The following is a 17699-nucleotide window of genomic DNA, read 5'->3' as shown; positions in this document are numbered from 1 at the left end:
AAACGATCGACCATCCGAATCATCCCTCTTCATTCCTTACGCACGGAATCACCAACCCGGTTCCGTGCAAAGGCCTCACAAGGGGAGAAGGAGAGAGCCTCACTCTCCCGGCGATCTCACCTGTTCCAGCGTCTTGGGCGTCGTCAGCGGGCCATGGCCGGAGACGGCATTGCCGGCATCGGGTGCCAGCCGCATGAACGACAGCGATGCCGCCGCCGATACCGCCGCCACGAGGAAGAAGGCGATATGGAAGTCGCCCAGCGTCAGCGGGCCGCCATGGATCGAGGTCGAGACTTCCAGAACGCCGCCGGCGAGCGCCACGCCGAGCGCGATTGACAATTGCTGGAACACCGCCGTGATCGGTGTCGCCTTGCTGGTGTCCTCGGCCGACACCTCGGCATAGGAGAGTGCGTTAACACCGGTGAAGAACATCGAGCGGATGAAGCCGCCGACCAGCAATATGGCCAGCATCAACGCATAGGGCGTCTCTGGGGTGAAGAGACCATAGATGGCGATCGATGCGGCGGCGACAAGCGAGCCCAGGATCAGCACGCGGCGGAAGCCGACAACGCGGAAGATCAGCGCGGTGACGAATTTCATGCCGATGGCGCCGATCGCCGAGACGAAGGTGATCATGCCGGACTGGAACGGGGTCAGCCCGAAGCCGATCTGGAACATCAGCGGCAATAGGAACGGCACCGCGCCGATGCCGATGCGGAACAGGCTGCCGCCGAGCACCGACGAGCGGAACACCTGGTTGCGGAACAACTCAAGCGCGAGCAGCGGATTCCTGGCGCGGCGCGCATGCATCAGGTAGAGCGCGCCCGACAGCAGCCCCACGGCGATCGTGATGAAGCCGGTCGCCGGCGGCAGATAAGGCAGGCTGACCACCGACAGGCCGAAGACGACGCCGGATGCGGCCAGTCCGCTCAGCACGAAGCCGACGAAATCGAGCGGCGGCGTCTCCATCGATTCAGTTTCCGGCAGGAAGCGGGTGGCCAGCCAGATGCCGATCAGGCCGATCGGCACGTTGATCAGGAAAATCCAGTGCCAGGTGAAGTAGGTGGTGATGAAGCCGCCGATCGGCGGGCCCACCAGCGGCCCGACCAGTGCGGGAACGGTCAGCCAGGACATGGCGGCGACCAGTTCGCTTTTGGGCGTGGCACGAACCAGAACCAGGCGTCCGACCGGGGTCATCATGGCGCCGCCGATGCCTTGCAGGAAGCGAGACACAACGAAGGCCGGCAGGGAACCGGAGAGGGCACAGGCGACCGAACCGGCAATGAACACCGCGATCGCGGCACGAAAGATGTTCTTGGCGCCGAAGCGATCGGCCATCCAGCCGCTGATCGGAATGAAGATCGCCAGCGACACCAGATAGGCTGTCAGCGCCAGTTTCAGCGCGATAGGGCTGGTATGAATGTCGATGGCGATCGCCGGCAGCGATGTCGCGATGACGGTCGAATCCATGTTTTCCATGAAAAGAGCGACCGCAAGAATAAGCGGGATGGTGCGGTTCAACGAACGCGTCCGGGTTTGATTCCTGATGTTGCCGACCTCGCCGGCACGCAGGGCGGTTATCATGGCCGGACATCGATGTCGTGTTAAATGCTGTCACTTTTGTGCGATCGCAACCAGGGGTCGCGTCGCCTGGGCTCGAGTGATCCTGTTGTGCAGGCAACGATCAGCTTTTCATCGGCCGCTGGACGTGTTACCAGCCACCGCCAATCCTGAAAGGGAATAATGAGTCGGCGCTGTCCATTCCGGTCCAGCGCTTTTTCTGCATTCAAAGGGCTGGCCATGGCAAAAATCATCGAAACCTCCACCGGCGCACTGGCGCTGACCTTTGACGACGTGCTCTTGCAGCCCGGTCATTCCGAGGTGATGCCCGGCCAGACCGACATCCGCACCCGCATCGCCGGCGACATTGACCTCAACGTGCCGATCCTGTCGGCGGCGATGGACACGGTCACCGAGGCAAGGCTCGCCATTGCCATGGCGCAGGCCGGCGGCATCGGCGTCATCCATCGCAATTTCTCGCCCGCCGAACAGGCCGAGCAGGTGCGGCAGGTCAAGAAATTCGAATCCGGCATGGTGGTCAACCCGGTCACGATCGGTCCCGACGCCACGCTCGCCGACGCATTGTCGCTGATGCGCACCTACTCGATTTCGGGCATTCCGGTGGTCGAGAATGGCGGCGCCGGCGGCCACAAGACCGGCCGGCTCGTCGGCATCCTGACCAACCGTGACGTGCGCTTCGCTTCCGATCCGGCGCAAAAGGTCTACGAATTGATGACCCGTGAGAACCTGATCACGGTCAAGGAGAATGTCGACCAGGACGAGGCCAAGCGGCTTCTGCACCAGCACCGCATCGAGAAGCTGGTGGTGGTCGACAAAACGGGCAATTGCGTCGGGCTGATCACCGTCAAGGACATCGAGAAATCGCAGCTCAACCCGCATGCCACCAAGGATGCGCAGGGGCGCCTGCGCGCCGCGGCCGCCACCAGCGTCGGCGATGACGGCTTCGAACGCGCCGAGCGCCTTATCGAGGCCGGCGTGGACCTTTTGGTGATCGATACCGCGCATGGCCACTCACAGCGGGTGCTGGACGCGGTGACGCGGGCGAAGAAGCTTTCCAATTCCGTGCGCATCCTGGCCGGCAATGTCGCCACCGCCGAAGGCACGCGGGCGCTGATCGACGCCGGCGCCGATGCCGTCAAGGTCGGCATTGGTCCGGGCTCAATCTGCACCACCCGCATCGTGGCCGGGGTCGGTGTTCCCCAGCTTTCAGCCATCATGTCGGCGGTCGAGGCAGCGCATAAATCGGGCGCCTCGGTGATTGCCGACGGCGGCATCAAATATTCCGGCGATCTCGCCAAGGCACTCGCCGCCGGCGCCAGTGCCGCCATGATCGGCTCGCTGCTTGCCGGGACCGACGAGAGCCCGGGCGAGGTCTATCTGCACCAGGGCCGCTCCTTCAAGGCCTATCGCGGCATGGGCTCGGTCGGCGCCATGGCGCGGGGCTCCGCCGATCGCTACTTCCAGGCCGAGGTGCGCGACACGCTGAAATTGGTGCCGGAAGGCATTGAAGGGCAGGTTCCCTACAAAGGACCTGTGTCTGGCGTGCTGCACCAGCTTGCAGGCGGGCTGAAAGCCGCTATGGGTTATGTTGGTGGCCGCGACCTTGCCGATTTCCGCGACCGCGCCACTTTTGTGCGCATATCCAACGCCGGACTTCGTGAAAGCCACGCCCATGACGTCACGATTACCCGCGAAAGCCCCAACTATCCCGGCGGAGCCTGATTCTTCCAGGCTTTGGCGCAACTTTACCGCCATGGTGCTGCGCCTGTCGCGCCATGTCGGGGCGCTCTGCTTTCTCTCGGCGGCGGTTTTCATCGCCATGACGGGCATGGAGTTCTTCTATTTCCGCCAATTGAGCGGGGGCTTGGCCTCGCTCGACATGCGCTATTTCGGATTCACGCCCGACGAAGGCATGGCCTGGCTGACGGCGCTTGGCCGGCGCGGCAGCGAGATCATCCTGGTCTGGCATTACCTGACCTTCGATCTTTTGTTTCCGGCGCTGCTGTCGCTGACGCTGGTCAGCCTGATCCTGGCAACTGGCCGGCGACTGAAGAATTTCCGCGTGTTGCCGGCTCAGATGCAGGCGATCTTCGCGCTGGTCCTGGTGCTGCCCTACACGCTCGCCGACTACGCCCAGAATATCGCCGTGGCGCGGCTTCTGTCCGATTTCCTCTACGCCAACCCGGACTCGCTGTCTTTCGCCTCGGCGCTCATCGTCACCAAATTCGTGCTTCTCGCCGTCCCGGTCATCGTCATTGCCGCTTTCTGGTTGGCGGGCCAAAGACGTCAGAATTGAAGCCGAACAGGGCAGGGGCGACTGCATGAACCAGACCGCGATCTTCTGGCCGGTGCTCGCCCACGTGCTGCTGATCTATATCGTCTATTGCGTACTGGGCCGGCGCCGATATGTTGCGGTCAAGTCGGGTGAGGCGAAGGCGAGCCAGTACAAGGCCCGCTCGACAGAACCGGCCTCCTGCGCGACCGTTGCCGGCAATCTCAGCAATCAGTTCGAACTGCCGGTGCTTTTCTATTTGCTGTGCCTGGCGCTGCACGTCACCAATGGCGTCAACTATCTGACACTGGCGCTGATGTGGGTCTTTGTGGTCACCCGCTACTTCCACGCCTGGGTTCACCTGACCAGCAACGATCTGCGCTGGCGCAGCCGCTCTTTCTTCCTTGGAGCGGTCATTGTCCTGTTGGGCTGGATCTGGCTCGCTCTTCACCTGCTCGAGGTGGTTTGAGCAGAGTTGGCGTTAACCCTCTTCTCCCGCGACGGAAGAAGAGAGACTGAACCTACAGGTCGAACACTGCTATTTTTCGATTGTCGAACTTGATGCCGATCTCGCCGCGCACAAGTTTCAGCGCCTGTTCGCCGAACACGGCGCGCCGCCAGCCTTGTAGGGCCGGCACATCGGCATCCTCGCCTTCGGCGGCGATGCGATCGATATCGTCGCTGGAGGCGAGCACCTTCGAGGCGACGCCCTGCTTTTCGGCGATGATCCTGAGCAGCACTTTCAAGAGCTCCGCGGCCGCATTCGAGCCCTCGGGCGGCTGGAAGCTTTTCGGCAGTTTCGGCATCTGCTCCTTGGGGAGGGCGAGCGCGGTGTTGACCGCGCCGAGCAGTGCCGTCGCCGTCGAGGAGCGTTCCCAGCCCTTGGGCGTGGTGCGCAGCTTGGCAAGGGCTGCCGCATCGCGCGGCCCTTGCTGCGCGATCTCGTAGATCGCATCGTCCTTGAGCACGCGGCCGCGCGGCACGTCGCGCTCGCGCGCCTCGCGTTCGCGCCATGCCGCTACGGTCTGGACGATCGCCAGCTCCTGCGGTTTGCGAAGCCGCATCTTCAGCCGCTTCCAGGCGTCCTCGGGATGCGGATCGTAGGTCTCGCGCGAGGTCAGGACATCCATCTCCTCATTCAGCCAGTGGGCGCGGTTTTCCCGCGCCAGCTCGGCGTTGAGGTGCTGATAGACCTCGATCAAATGGGTAACGTCGGCCAGCGCGTAGTCGAGCTGCTTGTCGGACAGCGGGCGGTGGCGCCAGTCGGTGAAGCGCGACGACTTGTCGAGTCGTGCGCCGGTGATGCGCTGCACGAGCTGATCGTAGGAAACGCTGTCGCCGAAGCCGCAGACCATCGCCGCCACCTGTGTGTCGAACACCGGGTGCGGAACGAGATCGCCGAGATGGACGATGATTTCGATGTCTTGCCGGGCGGCGTGGAAGACTTTGACCACCGCCTCGTTGGCCATCAACCTGAAGAAGGGAGCGAGGTCGATATCAGGTGACAGCGGATCGATCAGCGCCGTCACGCCGGGCGCGGCCATCTGGATCAGGCACAGGATGGGCCAGAAGGTCGTTTCGCGGATGAATTCGGTGTCGACGGTGACAAAATCCGACTTTTCGAAAGCGGCGAGAACGGTCTCGAGTTCTTTCTGGGTGGTGATGACGTGCATCAAATCGCTTTTGGCAGGAGTAGGGTCTTCCTAGATTTCAGCCGGGAAGGCTTTCGTCAAGCTGTGGTGCCACGGTCACGGCCCTTCCGGACTGTCTGGATCACTATTTCTCCTCGCCAGCCGCGCAAAAATGGTCGAGGTGCGCAACACCGCGGTGAAGCGGCTGCGCTTGCCGGCCGGCACGCCGGACCCACGCCGGAGAGGATGACGGCGGTGAAGACCGCGTAGACCACGGCGCTGAAGACAAACAGCGCGCTTGGCCCGAAATACTGCATCGCTGTCGAGGCCGCGAACGGGCCGCCAATGGCGCCGAAGGAATAGAACAGCATCAGGGCCGCGTTGATCAGCACGAACTCGCCGGCGGTCAGAGGATTCAATCGACGCGCTCAAAAGTGTCTAGGCTGGTCCCGAAGGCGCGCCATGTTCCAACCTGGGTCAGCTTTGCGGGCTCACCCTCGGCATCGGCTGAAAGTGCCATTCCAGCCACTGTGTGCCACAACATCTCCATCTTGCCGTCCCGAAAAATGCCGGTGTAGCTGACCGCCGCCGGGCCCGTTTTTCCTGACGCCGCGGAAGTAAAGCCAATCACATCTCCATGAGCGGCCCCGTGGAGAGGCACTTCCATCCCGGAAAAGCTGCTGTCGGGCAATGCTGTCTTGAAGACACCGCGGATCAAACCATCGCTATCGTCTTCGATAACTACAACCGAACCGTATTGATTGCGCCAAGTGCCCTTCCAGGAAAACATGTTTGCCTCCTCTCACTCCCTCATGCGCCAACGCGAGAGGCGGTTTACGGTTCCGCCACATGACCGGCTATGGATTGAAACCCGAAGTTCCAGACTGAGAGACTGCCGCTCCATCCGTTTGCCTTGACAAACCATGCCTCTCATGCGCTTTTCGCGCAAATTTTGGGCCGGGCTGCGATGCTTTGGCCCGCAACCCACAATCCCGGACTTTTTATCCATGACCATGCACCGTTACCGCAGCCATACCTGTGCCCAGTTGCGAAAGAGCGACGTCGGCAATTCCGTTCGCCTATCGGGCTGGGTGCATCGCGTGCGCGACCATGGCGGCCTGCTGTTCATCGATCTGCGCGACCATTACGGCCTGACCCAGATCGTCGCCGATCCGGATTCGCCTGCCTTCAAGGTCGCCGAGACCTTGCGCGGCGAATGGGTGATCCGCGTTGACGGCGAGGTCAAGGCACGCCTGCCGGAAACCACGAACGCCAACCTGCCGACCGGTGAGATCGAGATTTTCGCCCGGGAGATCGAGGTGCTGTCGGCGGCCAAGGAATTGCCGCTGCCGGTATTCGGCGAACCGGACTACCCCGAGGACATCAGGCTGAAATACCGCTTCCTCGACCTGCGCCGTGAGACGCTGCACCGGAACATCGTGGCGCGCACGAAAATCATCGCCGAGATGCGCAAGCGCATGGGCGAGGTCGGCTTCACCGAATTCTCGACGCCGATCCTTACCGCCTCGTCGCCGGAAGGCGCGCGCGACTTCCTGGTGCCGTCGCGCATCCATCCTGGCACCTTCTACGCGCTGCCGCAGGCTCCGCAGCAGTACAAGCAGCTTATCATGGTGTCCGGCTTCGACCGTTATTTCCAGATCGCGCCGTGCTTCCGCGACGAAGACCCGCGCGCCGACCGTCTGCCTGGCGAATTCTACCAGCTCGACGTCGAAATGAGTTTCGTCGAGCAGGACGATGTGCTGTCGACCATGGAACCGGTGATGCGCGGCGTCTTCGAGACCTTTGCCAACGGCAAGCCGGTGACGCAGAAATTCCAGCGCATCCCTTACGATGTCGCCATGCGCAAATACGGTTCCGACAAGCCGGACCTGCGCAACCCGATCGAGATGCAGGCCGTCTCCGACCATTTTCGCGAGTCCGGCTTCAAGGTGTTCGCCAACATCCTGTCCAACGACCCGAAGGCCGAGGTGTGGGGCATTCCGGCAAAAACCGGCGGCAGCCGCGCCTTTTGCGATCGCATGAACAGCTGGGCGCAAGGCGAGGGCCAGCCGGGGCTGGGCTACATCTTCTGGCGCAAGGAGGGCGACAAGCTCGAAGGCGCCGGCCCGCTCGCCAAGAACATCGGCGAGGAGCGCACCGAGGCGATCCGCCTCCAGCTTGGCCTTGCCGATGGTGATGCCGCGTTCTTCGTCGCCGGCGACCCGAAGAAGTTCGTCTCCTTTGCGGGCGCCGCGCGCACGCGCGCCGGCGAGGAGCTGAACCTTGTCGACCGCGAGCGCTTCGAACTGTGCTGGATCGTCGACTTCCCGTTCTTCGAATGGAACGAGGATGAGAAGAAGATCGACTTCGCCCACAATCCGTTCTCGATGCCGCAGGGCGGCATCGATGCGCTGAACGGCGAGGACCTGCTCGGCATCAAGGCCTTTCAGTACGACATGGTCTGCAATGGTTTCGAGATCGCCAGCGGCGGCATCCGCAACCATTTGCCAGAAACCATGGTCAAGGCATTCGAGACGGTCGGGCTGGACCGCGCCACGGTCGAGGAGCGCTTTGGCGGCCTCTATCGCGCCTTCCAGTATGGCGCGCCGCCGCATGGCGGCATGGCCGCCGGTGTCGACCGCGTCGTCATGCTTCTGGTCGGCGCCAAGAACCTGCGCGAAATCACCATGTTCCCGATGAACCAGCAGGCCTATGATTTGTTGATGAACGCGCCCTCGGAAGCGAGCCCGCAGCAGCTTCGCGATTTGGCGCTGCGCGTCGCGCCAACCAAGAAGGACGCCTGACCAGAAGCTTCGGACTTCACTTCAGGAACTTGCTCGAACCGGTTCTTCCGATTCGGCAACAAAAAAAACCGGCATCGCTGCCGGTTTTTTTCGTGTCCTGAGGCCGCTTCGATCAGTCCTCGTTCGCCTTGACGCTGACGCCGAGCGTCTTCGGCAGGTCCAGCGGGTTCGACATGGCGCCCGCCATGATCAGAGCGAACGGCACCGATGCCGGCGGCTCGGCCGAGATTTCGAGGCTCTTCGGATCGTCGAGATATTTGCTGACCGCGGCGGTCACCTGAGCCGTGAGTTCCGGATTGTTGAGCTGCGCCATGCCGAACGGCACGATCGCCTTGGCCTGGTTGGCGATGTCCTTGGCCGACATGCCTTGCTGCTTGCCGACATAGTCCAGCACCTTGCCGGTCAGCGAATCGTCGTCGAAGCGGATCGAGGCGCTGTTGAACGAAAGCTGCTGCAACAGGCCGAGCATGGCCATGCCTTGCGCCGAATTGTCGGCGCCTTCCGGCTGTGCGGCCATCTTCTTCTGCATTTCCTGCAACGACTTGATGAAGTCGACCGTGTAGCCGCCGAGGTCGAAGGTCATGCCGAGCGTGCCGGCATTCTCGACGGAGATGTCGTATTTCGACAGTTCCATCTTGCCGTCAGATGGCTGCCAGGTGCCGGCCATTTCGAGATTGCCCGAGATGTTCTGGTAGCCGAGCGCGCTGATGACCTCCTTGGATTTGGGATCGTCGACCAGCGAGAGATCGGCCGTGAACTTCTCCGTATTGGCGGTGAACTCCATCGCCTTGCCGTCGGCGGGCGGCGTGATCTCGATGGCAAGGCCGTCCATCGAGAATGCGGTTTTGTCGGCGACCTTGACCGTCATATTCGACAGTTCAGCGGATTTATACATCATCAGCGAGCCAAGCGGGCTGGTGGAGCCGTCGGCCGGCACCGTCATGTCGTGGATGATGAAGGGGCTGAGATCGAGGGTGACGCCGTCCTTGCTGTGTTCGAAGGCCGAGGTCGACACGGTGCCGATATCATAGCCGCCATTGGCTTCGGTGATGTTCTCGAGCTTGACGTCGCCGATCGTCAGCGCTTCCTTTTCCGCGGCCGGTTTCACCGACACGCCCTGCAGCACCATGCTGGTGTTGTCGCCGGTCACGCCGGTCCAAGAGATGTCGACGCCCTGTGCGGAGAGCGCAGCCTTCAGCCGGTCCGCGACCGCGGCGTCCTGGGCAAGGGCAGCATTCAGCGGCAGTGTGAGCAAAAAGGTCGAAAGAGCGAATTTCCGGAGAGTTGAGCGGTTGATTGTCATCGCAAGGTCCCTGAGAGTATCCTGAAATTATTTTTCAATTCTTTGCGCCATCACCATTCCGTGACGAACTGGACGGGAAAAAGGCGTGTCCCGGCACAATGGTCGAAAATCGCGTTGAAAGGCAAACCCGATCCGAACGCTATTGGACAATGCAGTGAATTTGGCATGAAGGTCGGGCCGCCAGCGTGCTTCGCAATAGATGCGGCATGTAACAGATTGATGTTGGCCGGCAAGCTCGACCTTGCGGTCTCCTGTTGCAGAAACGTGCGCAAATCGACCGGTCCGGTGCGCGCCTCTTGCCGCGAATCACCCGCTCGGCTAGTCCCAGCCCATGGGAAAAAGGCTTTTGCCGCCTGACAATGGCGGCGGCGATCATATTGAACCGGTCGATCTGAAGAAGGCGCTGGAAGAGCGTTATCTCGCCTATGCGCTGTCGACCATCATGCACCGGGCGCTGCCCGACGTTCGCGACGGACTGAAGCCGGTCCATCGCCGTATCATGCACGCCATGCGCCTGCTGCGCCTCAATCCCGACCAGGGTTTTGCCAAATGCGCCCGTATCGTCGGCGAGGTGATGGGCAAGTTCCACCCGCATGGCGACCAGTCGATCTATGATGCGCTGGTACGGCTGGCGCAGGATTTTTCGATGCGCTACCCCTTGGTCGACGGCCAGGGCAATTTCGGCAACATCGACGGCGATAACGCCGCCGCCATGCGCTACACCGAAGCGCGCATGACCGACGTGGCGACCGAATTGCTTGCCGGCATCACCGAGGATGCCGTCGACTATCGGCCGACCTACAATGAAGAGGACGAGGAGCCTATCGTGCTCCCCGGCGCCTTCCCGAATCTGCTGGCCAACGGCTCGTCCGGCATCGCGGTCGGCATGGCGACATCGATCCCGCCGCACAACGCGGCCGAGCTTTGCGACGCCGCACTGCACCTGATCGAGCATCGCGACGCGCCGGTGGCGAAGCTGATGGATTTCGTCCAGGGCCCGGATTTCCCGACCGGCGGCATCATCGTCGACAGCCGCGCCTCCATCCTCGAAGCCTATGAGACCGGCCGCGGCGGCTTTCGCGTACGATCGAAATGGAACCAGGAGGACCAGGGCAGGGGCACCTGGAGCATCGTCGTCACCGAAATCCCCTATGGCGTGCAGAAGGCGCGGCTGATCGAGAAGATCGCCGAGCTGTTGATGGCCCGCAAGCTGCCGCTGCTCGAGGATATCAGGGACGAAAGTGCCGAGGACATCCGCGTCGTTCTGGTGCCCAAGAGCCGTTCCGTCGACCCCGGCATCCTGATGGAATCACTGTTCAAGCTCACCGAGCTCGAGAGCCGTTTTCCGCTCAACATGAATGTGCTGTCGCGCGGCAAGGTGCCCAACGTGCTGTCGTTGAAAGGCGTGCTGCAGGAATGGCTGGATCACCGCCGCGACGTCCTCATCCGTCGCTCGAAACATCGCCTCGGTGAGATCGAGAGGCGGCTGGAAATCCTTGCCGGCTACCTGATCGCCTATCTCAACATTGACGAGGTGATCAAGATCATCCGCGAGGAGGATGAGCCAAAGCAGGTCATGATGGCCCGCTGGTCGCTCACCGACACCCAAGCCGAAGCGATCCTCAACATGCGGCTGCGCGCGTTGCGTAAGCTGGAGGAATTCGAGATCCGCAAGGAATTCGATGGCCTGACCGCAGAGAAGAAGCAGATCGAGGCGCTGCTGGCGTCCGATGCAAAGCAGTGGTCGACGATCAAGTGGGAAGTCACTCAGGTTCGCGACAAGTTCGGCCCGGAGACCGAGATCGGCAAGCGCCGTACCCAGTTCGCCGATGCGCCCGAGCACGACCTGACCGACATCGCGCATGCCATGATCGAGCGCGAGCCGGTCACCGTCGTGGTTTCGGAAAAAGGCTGGCTGCGGGCAATGAAGGGCCATCTGGCCGATCTTTCGACGCTGACCTTCAAGGAGGGCGACAGTCTCAAGCTCGCCTTCCATGCCCAGACGACAGACAAGGTGCTGGTCTTTACCACCGGCGGCAAATTCTACACGATCGGCGCCGACCGGCTGCCCGGCGGCCGCGGCCATGGCGAGCCGATCCGCATCATCGTCGACATGGACAACGACCAGGACATCGTCACCGCCTTCGTCCACGATCCCAAGCGCAAGCTGCTGCTCGCCTCTTTCGACGCCAACGGCTTCATCGTTGCGGAGGAAGAGGTGGTCGCCAACACCCGCAAGGGTAAGCAGGTGATGAACGTCAAGGCCCCGGACGAAGCCAAGCGCTGCGAGCCGGTCACCGGCGATCATCTGGCCATCGTCGGTGAGAACCGCAAGATGCTGGTGTTCGCGCTCTCAGAAATTCCGGAGATGAGTCGCGGTAAAGGCGTGCGGCTGCAGAAATACAAGGACGGCGGCCTTCTCGACCTCAAGCCGTTCACGCTGGCGACCGGTCTTTCCTGGCAGGATTCGGCCGACCGCACCTTCACGCGGTCGCGCGAAGAACTGGCCGAGTGGATCGGCGCGAGGGCATCGGCAGGGCGTATGGTGCCGAAGGGTTTCCCGAGGACTGGCAAGTTCGGGTAGAAACTGCCGATCTCCCCCCTGATGGCCCCTGATGGGGAGATGGCCGGCAGGCCAGAGGGGGCGCGCTGTCCCGCCAGTGCATCAAATGACTGGTTACACCTGTCGCAATTCTCGGTCCTTCAAGATCAAATCAGAGGCTGGCGATCCTTCACGCCCGCTGCCGGACATCTCCTCACGAGGGGGGATTGGCAGCGCCACCATCACCATTTGGACTATCGTCACGATTGCTGCACTATATCAGTGCATAACTGACCGGACGGGTCGGGGAGAACAGGGCATTTGAAGGAAGCAAAGATCCAGAAACCGGAACGGCAACAGCGCCTCTTCGGGCTGTCCACACCGCTTCGGTCGGCCGTCATACCGCCGCTGTCGGCGGCGCGCTGGCTGCTGGTGCTGATCGTTGCCGCTGGTGTCTATTTCTTCCATGGCTTCCTGTTCCCAGTGCTGGCCGCGCTCGTCATCGCTTTCGCCAGCTGGCCGCTCTATCGGCGCCTGCTGGTCGGCGTCGGCGGTAACCGAACCATCGCCGCCACATTTGCCATCCTGTTCATCCTCGCCTTCCTGGTGATACCGATCGCGCTTGCCGGCACCTATGCAATCAACGAGGTGCGCGAGTGGGTCGGCTGGGCGATCGAGACCAATCGGCACGGTGCGGTGACGCCGCACTGGATCGCCACCCTGCCTGTGGTGGGTGAGTGGCTGAACGAGCAGTGGACGGCCAATCTCGGCCATCCCGGCGGCATCGGCGAACTGATCCAGCTGGTCAGCGGCGCCAATATCGGCAGCATCTACCGCGGCGCGCTCGCCGCCGGCGGCAGCGCTTTCAGCCTCTTTCTGACGCTGCTGTTCATGATGATCGCCCTGTTTTTCGCCTATCGCGATGGCGAGAATTTCGCCGGCCAGATCGACCGCCTCGGCGAACGCATCCTGCCGACCCGCTGGGAGCGGATCTCCCGCGTCGTGCCGGCGACCATTTCCTCGACCGTGACCGGCATGACCGTGATTGCCATCGGCGAGGGTCTGGTGCTGGGCATCGCCTACTGGCTGGCCGGCGTGCCGTCGCCTGTGACGCTGGGCGCGCTGACAGGCGTGATGGCGCTCATCCCCGGCGGTGCGCCGCTGTCCTTTACCTTGGTGTCGATTTACCTCGCCGCCAGCGGCTCGCCGATGGCCGGCCTGGCGCTGTTCATATGGGGAACGGTCGAGCTGTTCATCGTCGACAAAACATTGCGCCCCAAGCTCGTGGGCGGACCGATAAAACTGCCCTTCCTGCCAACTTTTTTCGGCTTGATCGGCGGCGTCAAGACGATGGGTTTTCTCGGCCTGTTCATCGGCCCGGTGCTGATGGCGCTGCTGGTCGCGATCTGGCGCGAGTGGCTGCGCGAGGTGGAAATGGCAGACGAGACGGCGGACGGCTCTGCCGCCGAGATCGAGACGGGTCCGCAGATCGACGTCCTGCCCGAACCAAGCGCCGCGAAGAAGGCGAGCGCCGGATAGGGATTTCGGACAAATCTAGGCCGGATGGTGCACCGCAAGGTCGCCCCGGCGCCTGCGCCCATCATGCAGCTGCCAGAGCGAATGGGCGACCAGCGTGACGATCAGGATGCCGCCGCCGATCAGGCTGTTGCGCGTCGGCGTCTCGGCGAAGATCATCCACACCCAGATCGGCGCCAGCACCGTTTCGAGCAGGTAGAACATCGCCACTTCCGGTCCCGAAATGTATTTCGGCCCTGCGGCGAGGCAGAAGAACGAGATCGGCATGATGACGGCGCCGTTGAAGATGATCCACCACGGCGCGTTCACGTGGAAGCCTTCGCCTGTCACCATGAAGGCGGCCAGTCCAAGCGGCAGAAGGACGCCTATGAGCGAGGTGAATCCCATATCCTTGCCGCTGGCGCGCGAGATGGTGATGGCGACCGCGATGAAGAAAGCCGAGCAGAGCGCCATGAAGTCGCCGAACAGCTTGCCGGTGCCGACCGAACCGCCGACGATGACCAGCACGCCGAGGATCATGACCAGCATCGCCACGATCGTCACCGCCCGCGGTCTTTCCTTCAGGAATATCCAGGACAGCAGTGCGGCGAACACGGTGTTGAAGGCCAGGATAAACACCAGATCGGCGGTCGAGGTATGAAAGACCGCAGTAACGAAGGTGATCGAGGTCAGCCCATAGCATATCGCCACGATCAGCCCGGACCAGCCGGGGATGAGCGGCGGCACATTCCGGCTCAGCGCGCGCCAGACCGACCAGATGATCATCGCGGCGATGAAAGTAGTTCCGGTCCGCAGCAAAAGGATCGTCCACGCGCCGCCATCCGCAAGGCGGATCAACGGTATGTCGACAGTCAGTATCAGTCCGCCGATGGCGGTTATCAGAAGACCCTTCTGGTGGTCATGGTGAGAGGACATGCAGGAACTTTCGCAATTGAATTGCAGGCGGTGGCCGATCGGCGCAATCGCGCACTCTCTCCATCCGGGCGGCTGAAAGACCAGCATTCCCTGCCTTGAAACAGTTAAGCGTGGATCGTGGGAAAACTCAGCGTCAGACCGCTTCGTTGGTGTAGCGCTCCCAGCCTTTTGGGCCGAGATGCTCCTGCGGCATGAAGCGCATCTTATAATTCATCTTGCGCGAACCATTGACCCAGTAGCCAAGGTAGACGTGGGGCAGTCCCATCGCCTTGGCACGGGCGATGTGGTCGAGGATCATGAACGTGCCGAGCGATCGGCTTTCGAAATCGGGATTGAAATAGGAATAGACCATCGACAGGCCGTCGGCCATCTTGTCGGTGAGCGCCACCGCGATGAGTTCACCCTGACCCTTGCCGGTGATGAAAGTATCGGGTCCGCGCCGCCGGTATTCGATCACCTTGGTGTCGACATGCGTATCCTCGACCATCATGGCGTAGTCGAGCACCGTCATGTCGGACATGCCGCCGCGGCGATGGCGGGCATCGAGATAGCCGCGGAACAGCGAATATTGTTCGGTCGAGGGCTCGGCATTGTGCATGGCGCCGACGAGGTCGGAATTGTGCTGCAGTACGCGCTTCATGTTGCGGCTGGCGGTAAACTCCTGGGCCAGGATACGCACCGATACACAGGCACGGCAGGTCTCGCAGGCTGGCCTGTAGGCGATGTTCTGCGAGCGCCGGAAGCCGCCTTGCGTGAGCAGGTCGTTCATCTCCGAGGCCTTATCGCCGACCAGATGCGTGAACACCTTGCGCTCGAACTGGCCCTCGAGGTAGGGGCACGGCGACGGCGCGGTCAGGAAAAACTGCGGCGACTGGGTCGGGTGCTGCGTCATCGAGCCTTGGAAACACTCCTTCGAATCGCTCTACCTTTGGCTCCGGCGGCGAAAAATTCAATAGGATAGTGAAGGCGCGGGCAACTCAACACCTTCACAATTACGCTTAAGGGGGCCGCGGCTTTGCTTAAAGGCGGTTTCAGCGGCCGGTGCGGCTGACGACAGTGCCGAGCAAAAGATCGTGCAGCGTGCGCTTGCGGTCGGAGAACAGGGTCACCAGCAGGACCAGCGGCGACAGGATGACGTTGCCGGCCCAGAACAGCACGGAATGGACGACCGCCGTGAGGCCGTCGATCGGCCTGCCGTCGAGACGGTCGAGGCGGATGCCCATCATCTTCATGCCCGTAGTAGCCTGGTCGGCGCTGCCAAGTGTGTTCCAGATGTAGAGGATGGCGACTGCCGGCACCAGGACGCCAAATAGCATCCAGCCAAGACCGAGGGTCAAAAGCCCGAGGAAGAACACCAGGATGGCGAACGGAATGGTGAGCAGGGCGACGATGATATAGTCGAGCACGAAGGCCAGGATGCGCCTTGTGCGCACGCCTTCATAAGCCCTGACATCGTCAAGGCGGGTGTCGATGATTTCGCCATCGAGAACGCGAGCGTCCATGTCATTTCCTCGTAACAGGGGCCTGCTTAGCCTGGGCCCACCTCATCAGAAATGGTGAAGGCTGATGGTGGAATCAAGATCGGACCGTTTCGCCGCGCACCGGGCAGGGTAGAACGGGCTGACGGTCTGAACCGGTTGAATTTGCAGCGTGGATGGCGTTAGCTTGCTGCGGCGCAACAAGACGCCGAGGGGACGGGGTGATATGGACTACGACATGCTGGTCATCGGCAGCGGCCCTTCGGGCCGCCGCGCGGCGGTGCAATCGGCCAAACTCGGCAAATCGGTGCTGGTGGTCGACCGGGGCCGGCGTCTTGGTGGCGTCTCTGTGCACACCGGCACCATCCCATCGAAAACGCTGCGCGAAACTGTGCTCAACCTCTCGGGCTGGCGCGAGCGCGGCTTCTATGGACGCGGCTATCGGGTCAAGCAGGATATCTCGGTCGGCGACCTGATCGAGCGCCTGCACAAGACGCTCGACCACGAGGTGGAGGTGCTGCAACACCAGTTCATGCGAAACACGGTCAAAAGTGCGCGCGCGGCGGTGAAATTTCTCGGCCACAACAAGGTCAGTCTGACATCTGACAATGGCGATTACAGCGAAGTCGGCTTCGCCAACGCGCTGATCGCCGTCGGCACCCGGCCGCATCGGCCGCGCGACGTGCCCTTCGACAAGACCCGTGTCTTCGACAGCGACGAGATGCTTGAACTCGACCGGCTACCGCGCACGCTGACGGTGATCGGTGCCGGCGTCATCGGCGTCGAATACGCCACGATCTTTTCCGCGCTCGACGTACCGGTGACGCTGGTCGAGCCGCGCAACTCCATCCTCGATTTCGTCGACCGGGAGATCGTCGACGATTTCATCCACCAGATGCGCGACCGCGGCATGACGATAAGGCTGGGCAGCGCGGTCAAGGAAATCCGCTCCAAGCCGGAAGCCGCCGAAGTGGAACTGGCCGATGGCCGAACCATCCGCTCCGAGGTCGTGCTCTACGCCGCCGGCCGCACCGGCAATGTCGGCAGCCTCGGCCTCGACGTGGTCGGCATCGAAGCCGACTCCAGGGGCCGTATCAAGGTCGATCCGCAGACCTTCCAGACCAGCGTGCCCAATATCTACGCCGCCGGCGACGTCATCGGCTTTCCGAGCCTCGCCTCCACCTCGATGGAGCAGGGCAGGGTGGCCGCCTGCCATGCCTTTGGCGTGACCCTGCCGGCGCCGCCGGAAACCTTTCCCTACGGCATCTACGCGGTGCCGGAGATATCGACGGTCGGCCAGTCCGAGGAGCAGGTACGCCAAAGCGGCAGCGCCTATGAGGTTGGCGTCGCGCGCTTCCGCGAGACGTCGCGCGGCCACATCATGGGCGTCGACACCGGCTTCCTGAAGCTGTTGTTCTCGATCGAGTCGCGGCGCCTGCTCGGCGCGCACATTGTCGGTGAGGGCGCCACCGAACTCATTCATATCGGCCAGGCGGTGATCAATCTCGGCGGCACGGTCGACTTCTTCGTCAACAACACCTTCAACTATCCGACGCTCGCGGAAGCCTACAAGATCGCCGGCCTTGACGCCTGGAACAGGATGGGGCGGGGTTAGGGCACCGGCCGGGCATGCCCTC

The 17699-nt window shown here is 62.3% G+C and carries 14 protein-coding genes and 1 pseudogene; 7 read left to right on the top strand and 8 right to left on the bottom strand.

Annotated features, from left to right (window positions below; all coding sequences use genetic code 11):
- Positions 1 to 99: 99 nt before the first annotated feature.
- Positions 100 to 1521, bottom strand: coding sequence for an MFS transporter (locus FJ434_RS03225; protein WP_140507490.1), 1422 nt, complete (start codon positions 1519 to 1521; stop codon positions 100 to 102).
- 279 nt (positions 1522 to 1800) lie between these two features.
- Between FJ434_RS03225 and guaB the strand changes: the two genes are divergently transcribed.
- From guaB to FJ434_RS03210, 3 genes are read left to right on the top strand one after another with little or no spacing between them, the layout of a single operon-like run.
- Positions 1801 to 3303 (top strand): IMP dehydrogenase, encoded by a 1503-nt coding sequence (gene guaB / locus FJ434_RS03220; RefSeq protein ID WP_140507237.1) that lies wholly within the window; start codon positions 1801 to 1803, stop codon positions 3301 to 3303.
- A 31-nt stretch (positions 3304 to 3334) separates the two neighbouring features.
- Positions 3335 to 3877, top strand: a complete 543-nt coding sequence (locus tag FJ434_RS03215) for a hypothetical protein (protein ID WP_027143090.1) — start codon at positions 3335 to 3337, stop codon at positions 3875 to 3877.
- Positions 3878 to 3902: 25 nt separating this feature from the next.
- Complete coding sequence (locus FJ434_RS03210; RefSeq protein ID WP_140749449.1) at positions 3903 to 4322, top strand: MAPEG family protein; 420 nt, start codon at positions 3903 to 3905, stop codon at positions 4320 to 4322.
- 52 nt (positions 4323 to 4374) lie between these two features.
- On the opposite strand, the gene rnd is transcribed toward FJ434_RS03210, so the two are convergent.
- From rnd to FJ434_RS03195, 3 genes and pseudogenes are all read right to left on the bottom strand, one after another.
- A complete protein-coding gene (gene rnd / locus FJ434_RS03205; RefSeq protein ID WP_027143088.1) occupies positions 4375 to 5526 on the bottom strand; it encodes a ribonuclease D in 1152 nt (383 codons plus the stop codon).
- 75 nt (positions 5527 to 5601) lie between these two features.
- Positions 5602 to 5885: pseudogene (locus FJ434_RS03200) on the bottom strand (MFS transporter); the annotation flags it as partial.
- A gap of 14 nt (positions 5886 to 5899) precedes the next feature.
- The gene (locus tag FJ434_RS03195; protein ID WP_140749452.1) at positions 5900 to 6274 is read right to left on the bottom strand and encodes an avidin/streptavidin family protein; all 375 of its coding nucleotides are present in this window, start codon (positions 6272 to 6274) and stop codon (positions 5900 to 5902) included.
- A gap of 223 nt (positions 6275 to 6497) precedes the next feature.
- Between FJ434_RS03195 and aspS the strand changes: the two genes are divergently transcribed.
- Positions 6498 to 8288 carry an aspartate--tRNA ligase gene (gene aspS / locus FJ434_RS03190; RefSeq protein WP_181165984.1) on the top strand — a complete coding sequence of 597 codons (1791 nt, stop codon included), beginning with the start codon at positions 6498 to 6500 and terminating at the stop codon, positions 8286 to 8288.
- A gap of 112 nt (positions 8289 to 8400) precedes the next feature.
- On the opposite strand, the gene FJ434_RS03185 is transcribed toward aspS, so the two are convergent.
- Complete coding sequence (locus tag FJ434_RS03185; RefSeq protein WP_140507228.1) at positions 8401 to 9591, bottom strand: hypothetical protein; 1191 nt, start codon at positions 9589 to 9591, stop codon at positions 8401 to 8403.
- A 331-nt stretch (positions 9592 to 9922) separates the two neighbouring features.
- On the opposite strand from FJ434_RS03185, the gene parC reads away from it, so the two are divergent.
- Together parC and FJ434_RS03175 are read left to right on the top strand one after the other, a co-directional pair.
- Positions 9923 to 12175, top strand: coding sequence for a DNA topoisomerase IV subunit A (parC, locus tag FJ434_RS03180; RefSeq protein ID WP_140749458.1), 2253 nt, complete (start codon positions 9923 to 9925; stop codon positions 12173 to 12175).
- Positions 12176 to 12454: 279 nt separating this feature from the next.
- Positions 12455 to 13672, top strand: coding sequence for an AI-2E family transporter (locus tag FJ434_RS03175; protein ID WP_140749461.1), 1218 nt, complete (start codon positions 12455 to 12457; stop codon positions 13670 to 13672).
- 15 nt (positions 13673 to 13687) lie between these two features.
- Here the strand turns inward: FJ434_RS03175 and FJ434_RS03170 are convergent, their stop codons facing one another.
- The 3 genes from FJ434_RS03170 to FJ434_RS03160 form a co-directional block, all read right to left on the bottom strand.
- The gene (locus tag FJ434_RS03170) at positions 13688 to 14584 is read right to left on the bottom strand and encodes a DMT family transporter (RefSeq protein WP_027146679.1); all 897 of its coding nucleotides are present in this window, start codon (positions 14582 to 14584) and stop codon (positions 13688 to 13690) included.
- Positions 14585 to 14717: 133 nt separating this feature from the next.
- Positions 14718 to 15476, bottom strand: a complete 759-nt coding sequence (locus FJ434_RS03165) for an arginyltransferase (RefSeq protein ID WP_140506563.1) — start codon at positions 15474 to 15476, stop codon at positions 14718 to 14720.
- Positions 15477 to 15615: 139 nt separating this feature from the next.
- The gene (locus FJ434_RS03160) at positions 15616 to 16086 is read right to left on the bottom strand and encodes an RDD family protein (RefSeq protein WP_140506561.1); all 471 of its coding nucleotides are present in this window, start codon (positions 16084 to 16086) and stop codon (positions 15616 to 15618) included.
- Positions 16087 to 16288: 202 nt separating this feature from the next.
- On the opposite strand from FJ434_RS03160, the gene sthA reads away from it, so the two are divergent.
- Positions 16289 to 17677 carry a Si-specific NAD(P)(+) transhydrogenase gene (sthA, locus tag FJ434_RS03155; protein WP_140749464.1) on the top strand — a complete coding sequence of 463 codons (1389 nt, stop codon included), beginning with the start codon at positions 16289 to 16291 and terminating at the stop codon, positions 17675 to 17677.
- Positions 17678 to 17699 lie beyond the last annotated feature (22 nt).

This window comes from Mesorhizobium sp. B2-5-13 (assembly GCF_006440535.1).
Taxonomy (GTDB): Bacteria; Pseudomonadota; Alphaproteobacteria; order Rhizobiales; family Rhizobiaceae; genus Mesorhizobium; species Mesorhizobium salmacidum.
Note: the sequence above shows the minus strand (reverse complement) of the source record. Positions and strands in the feature narration are given on the sequence as shown.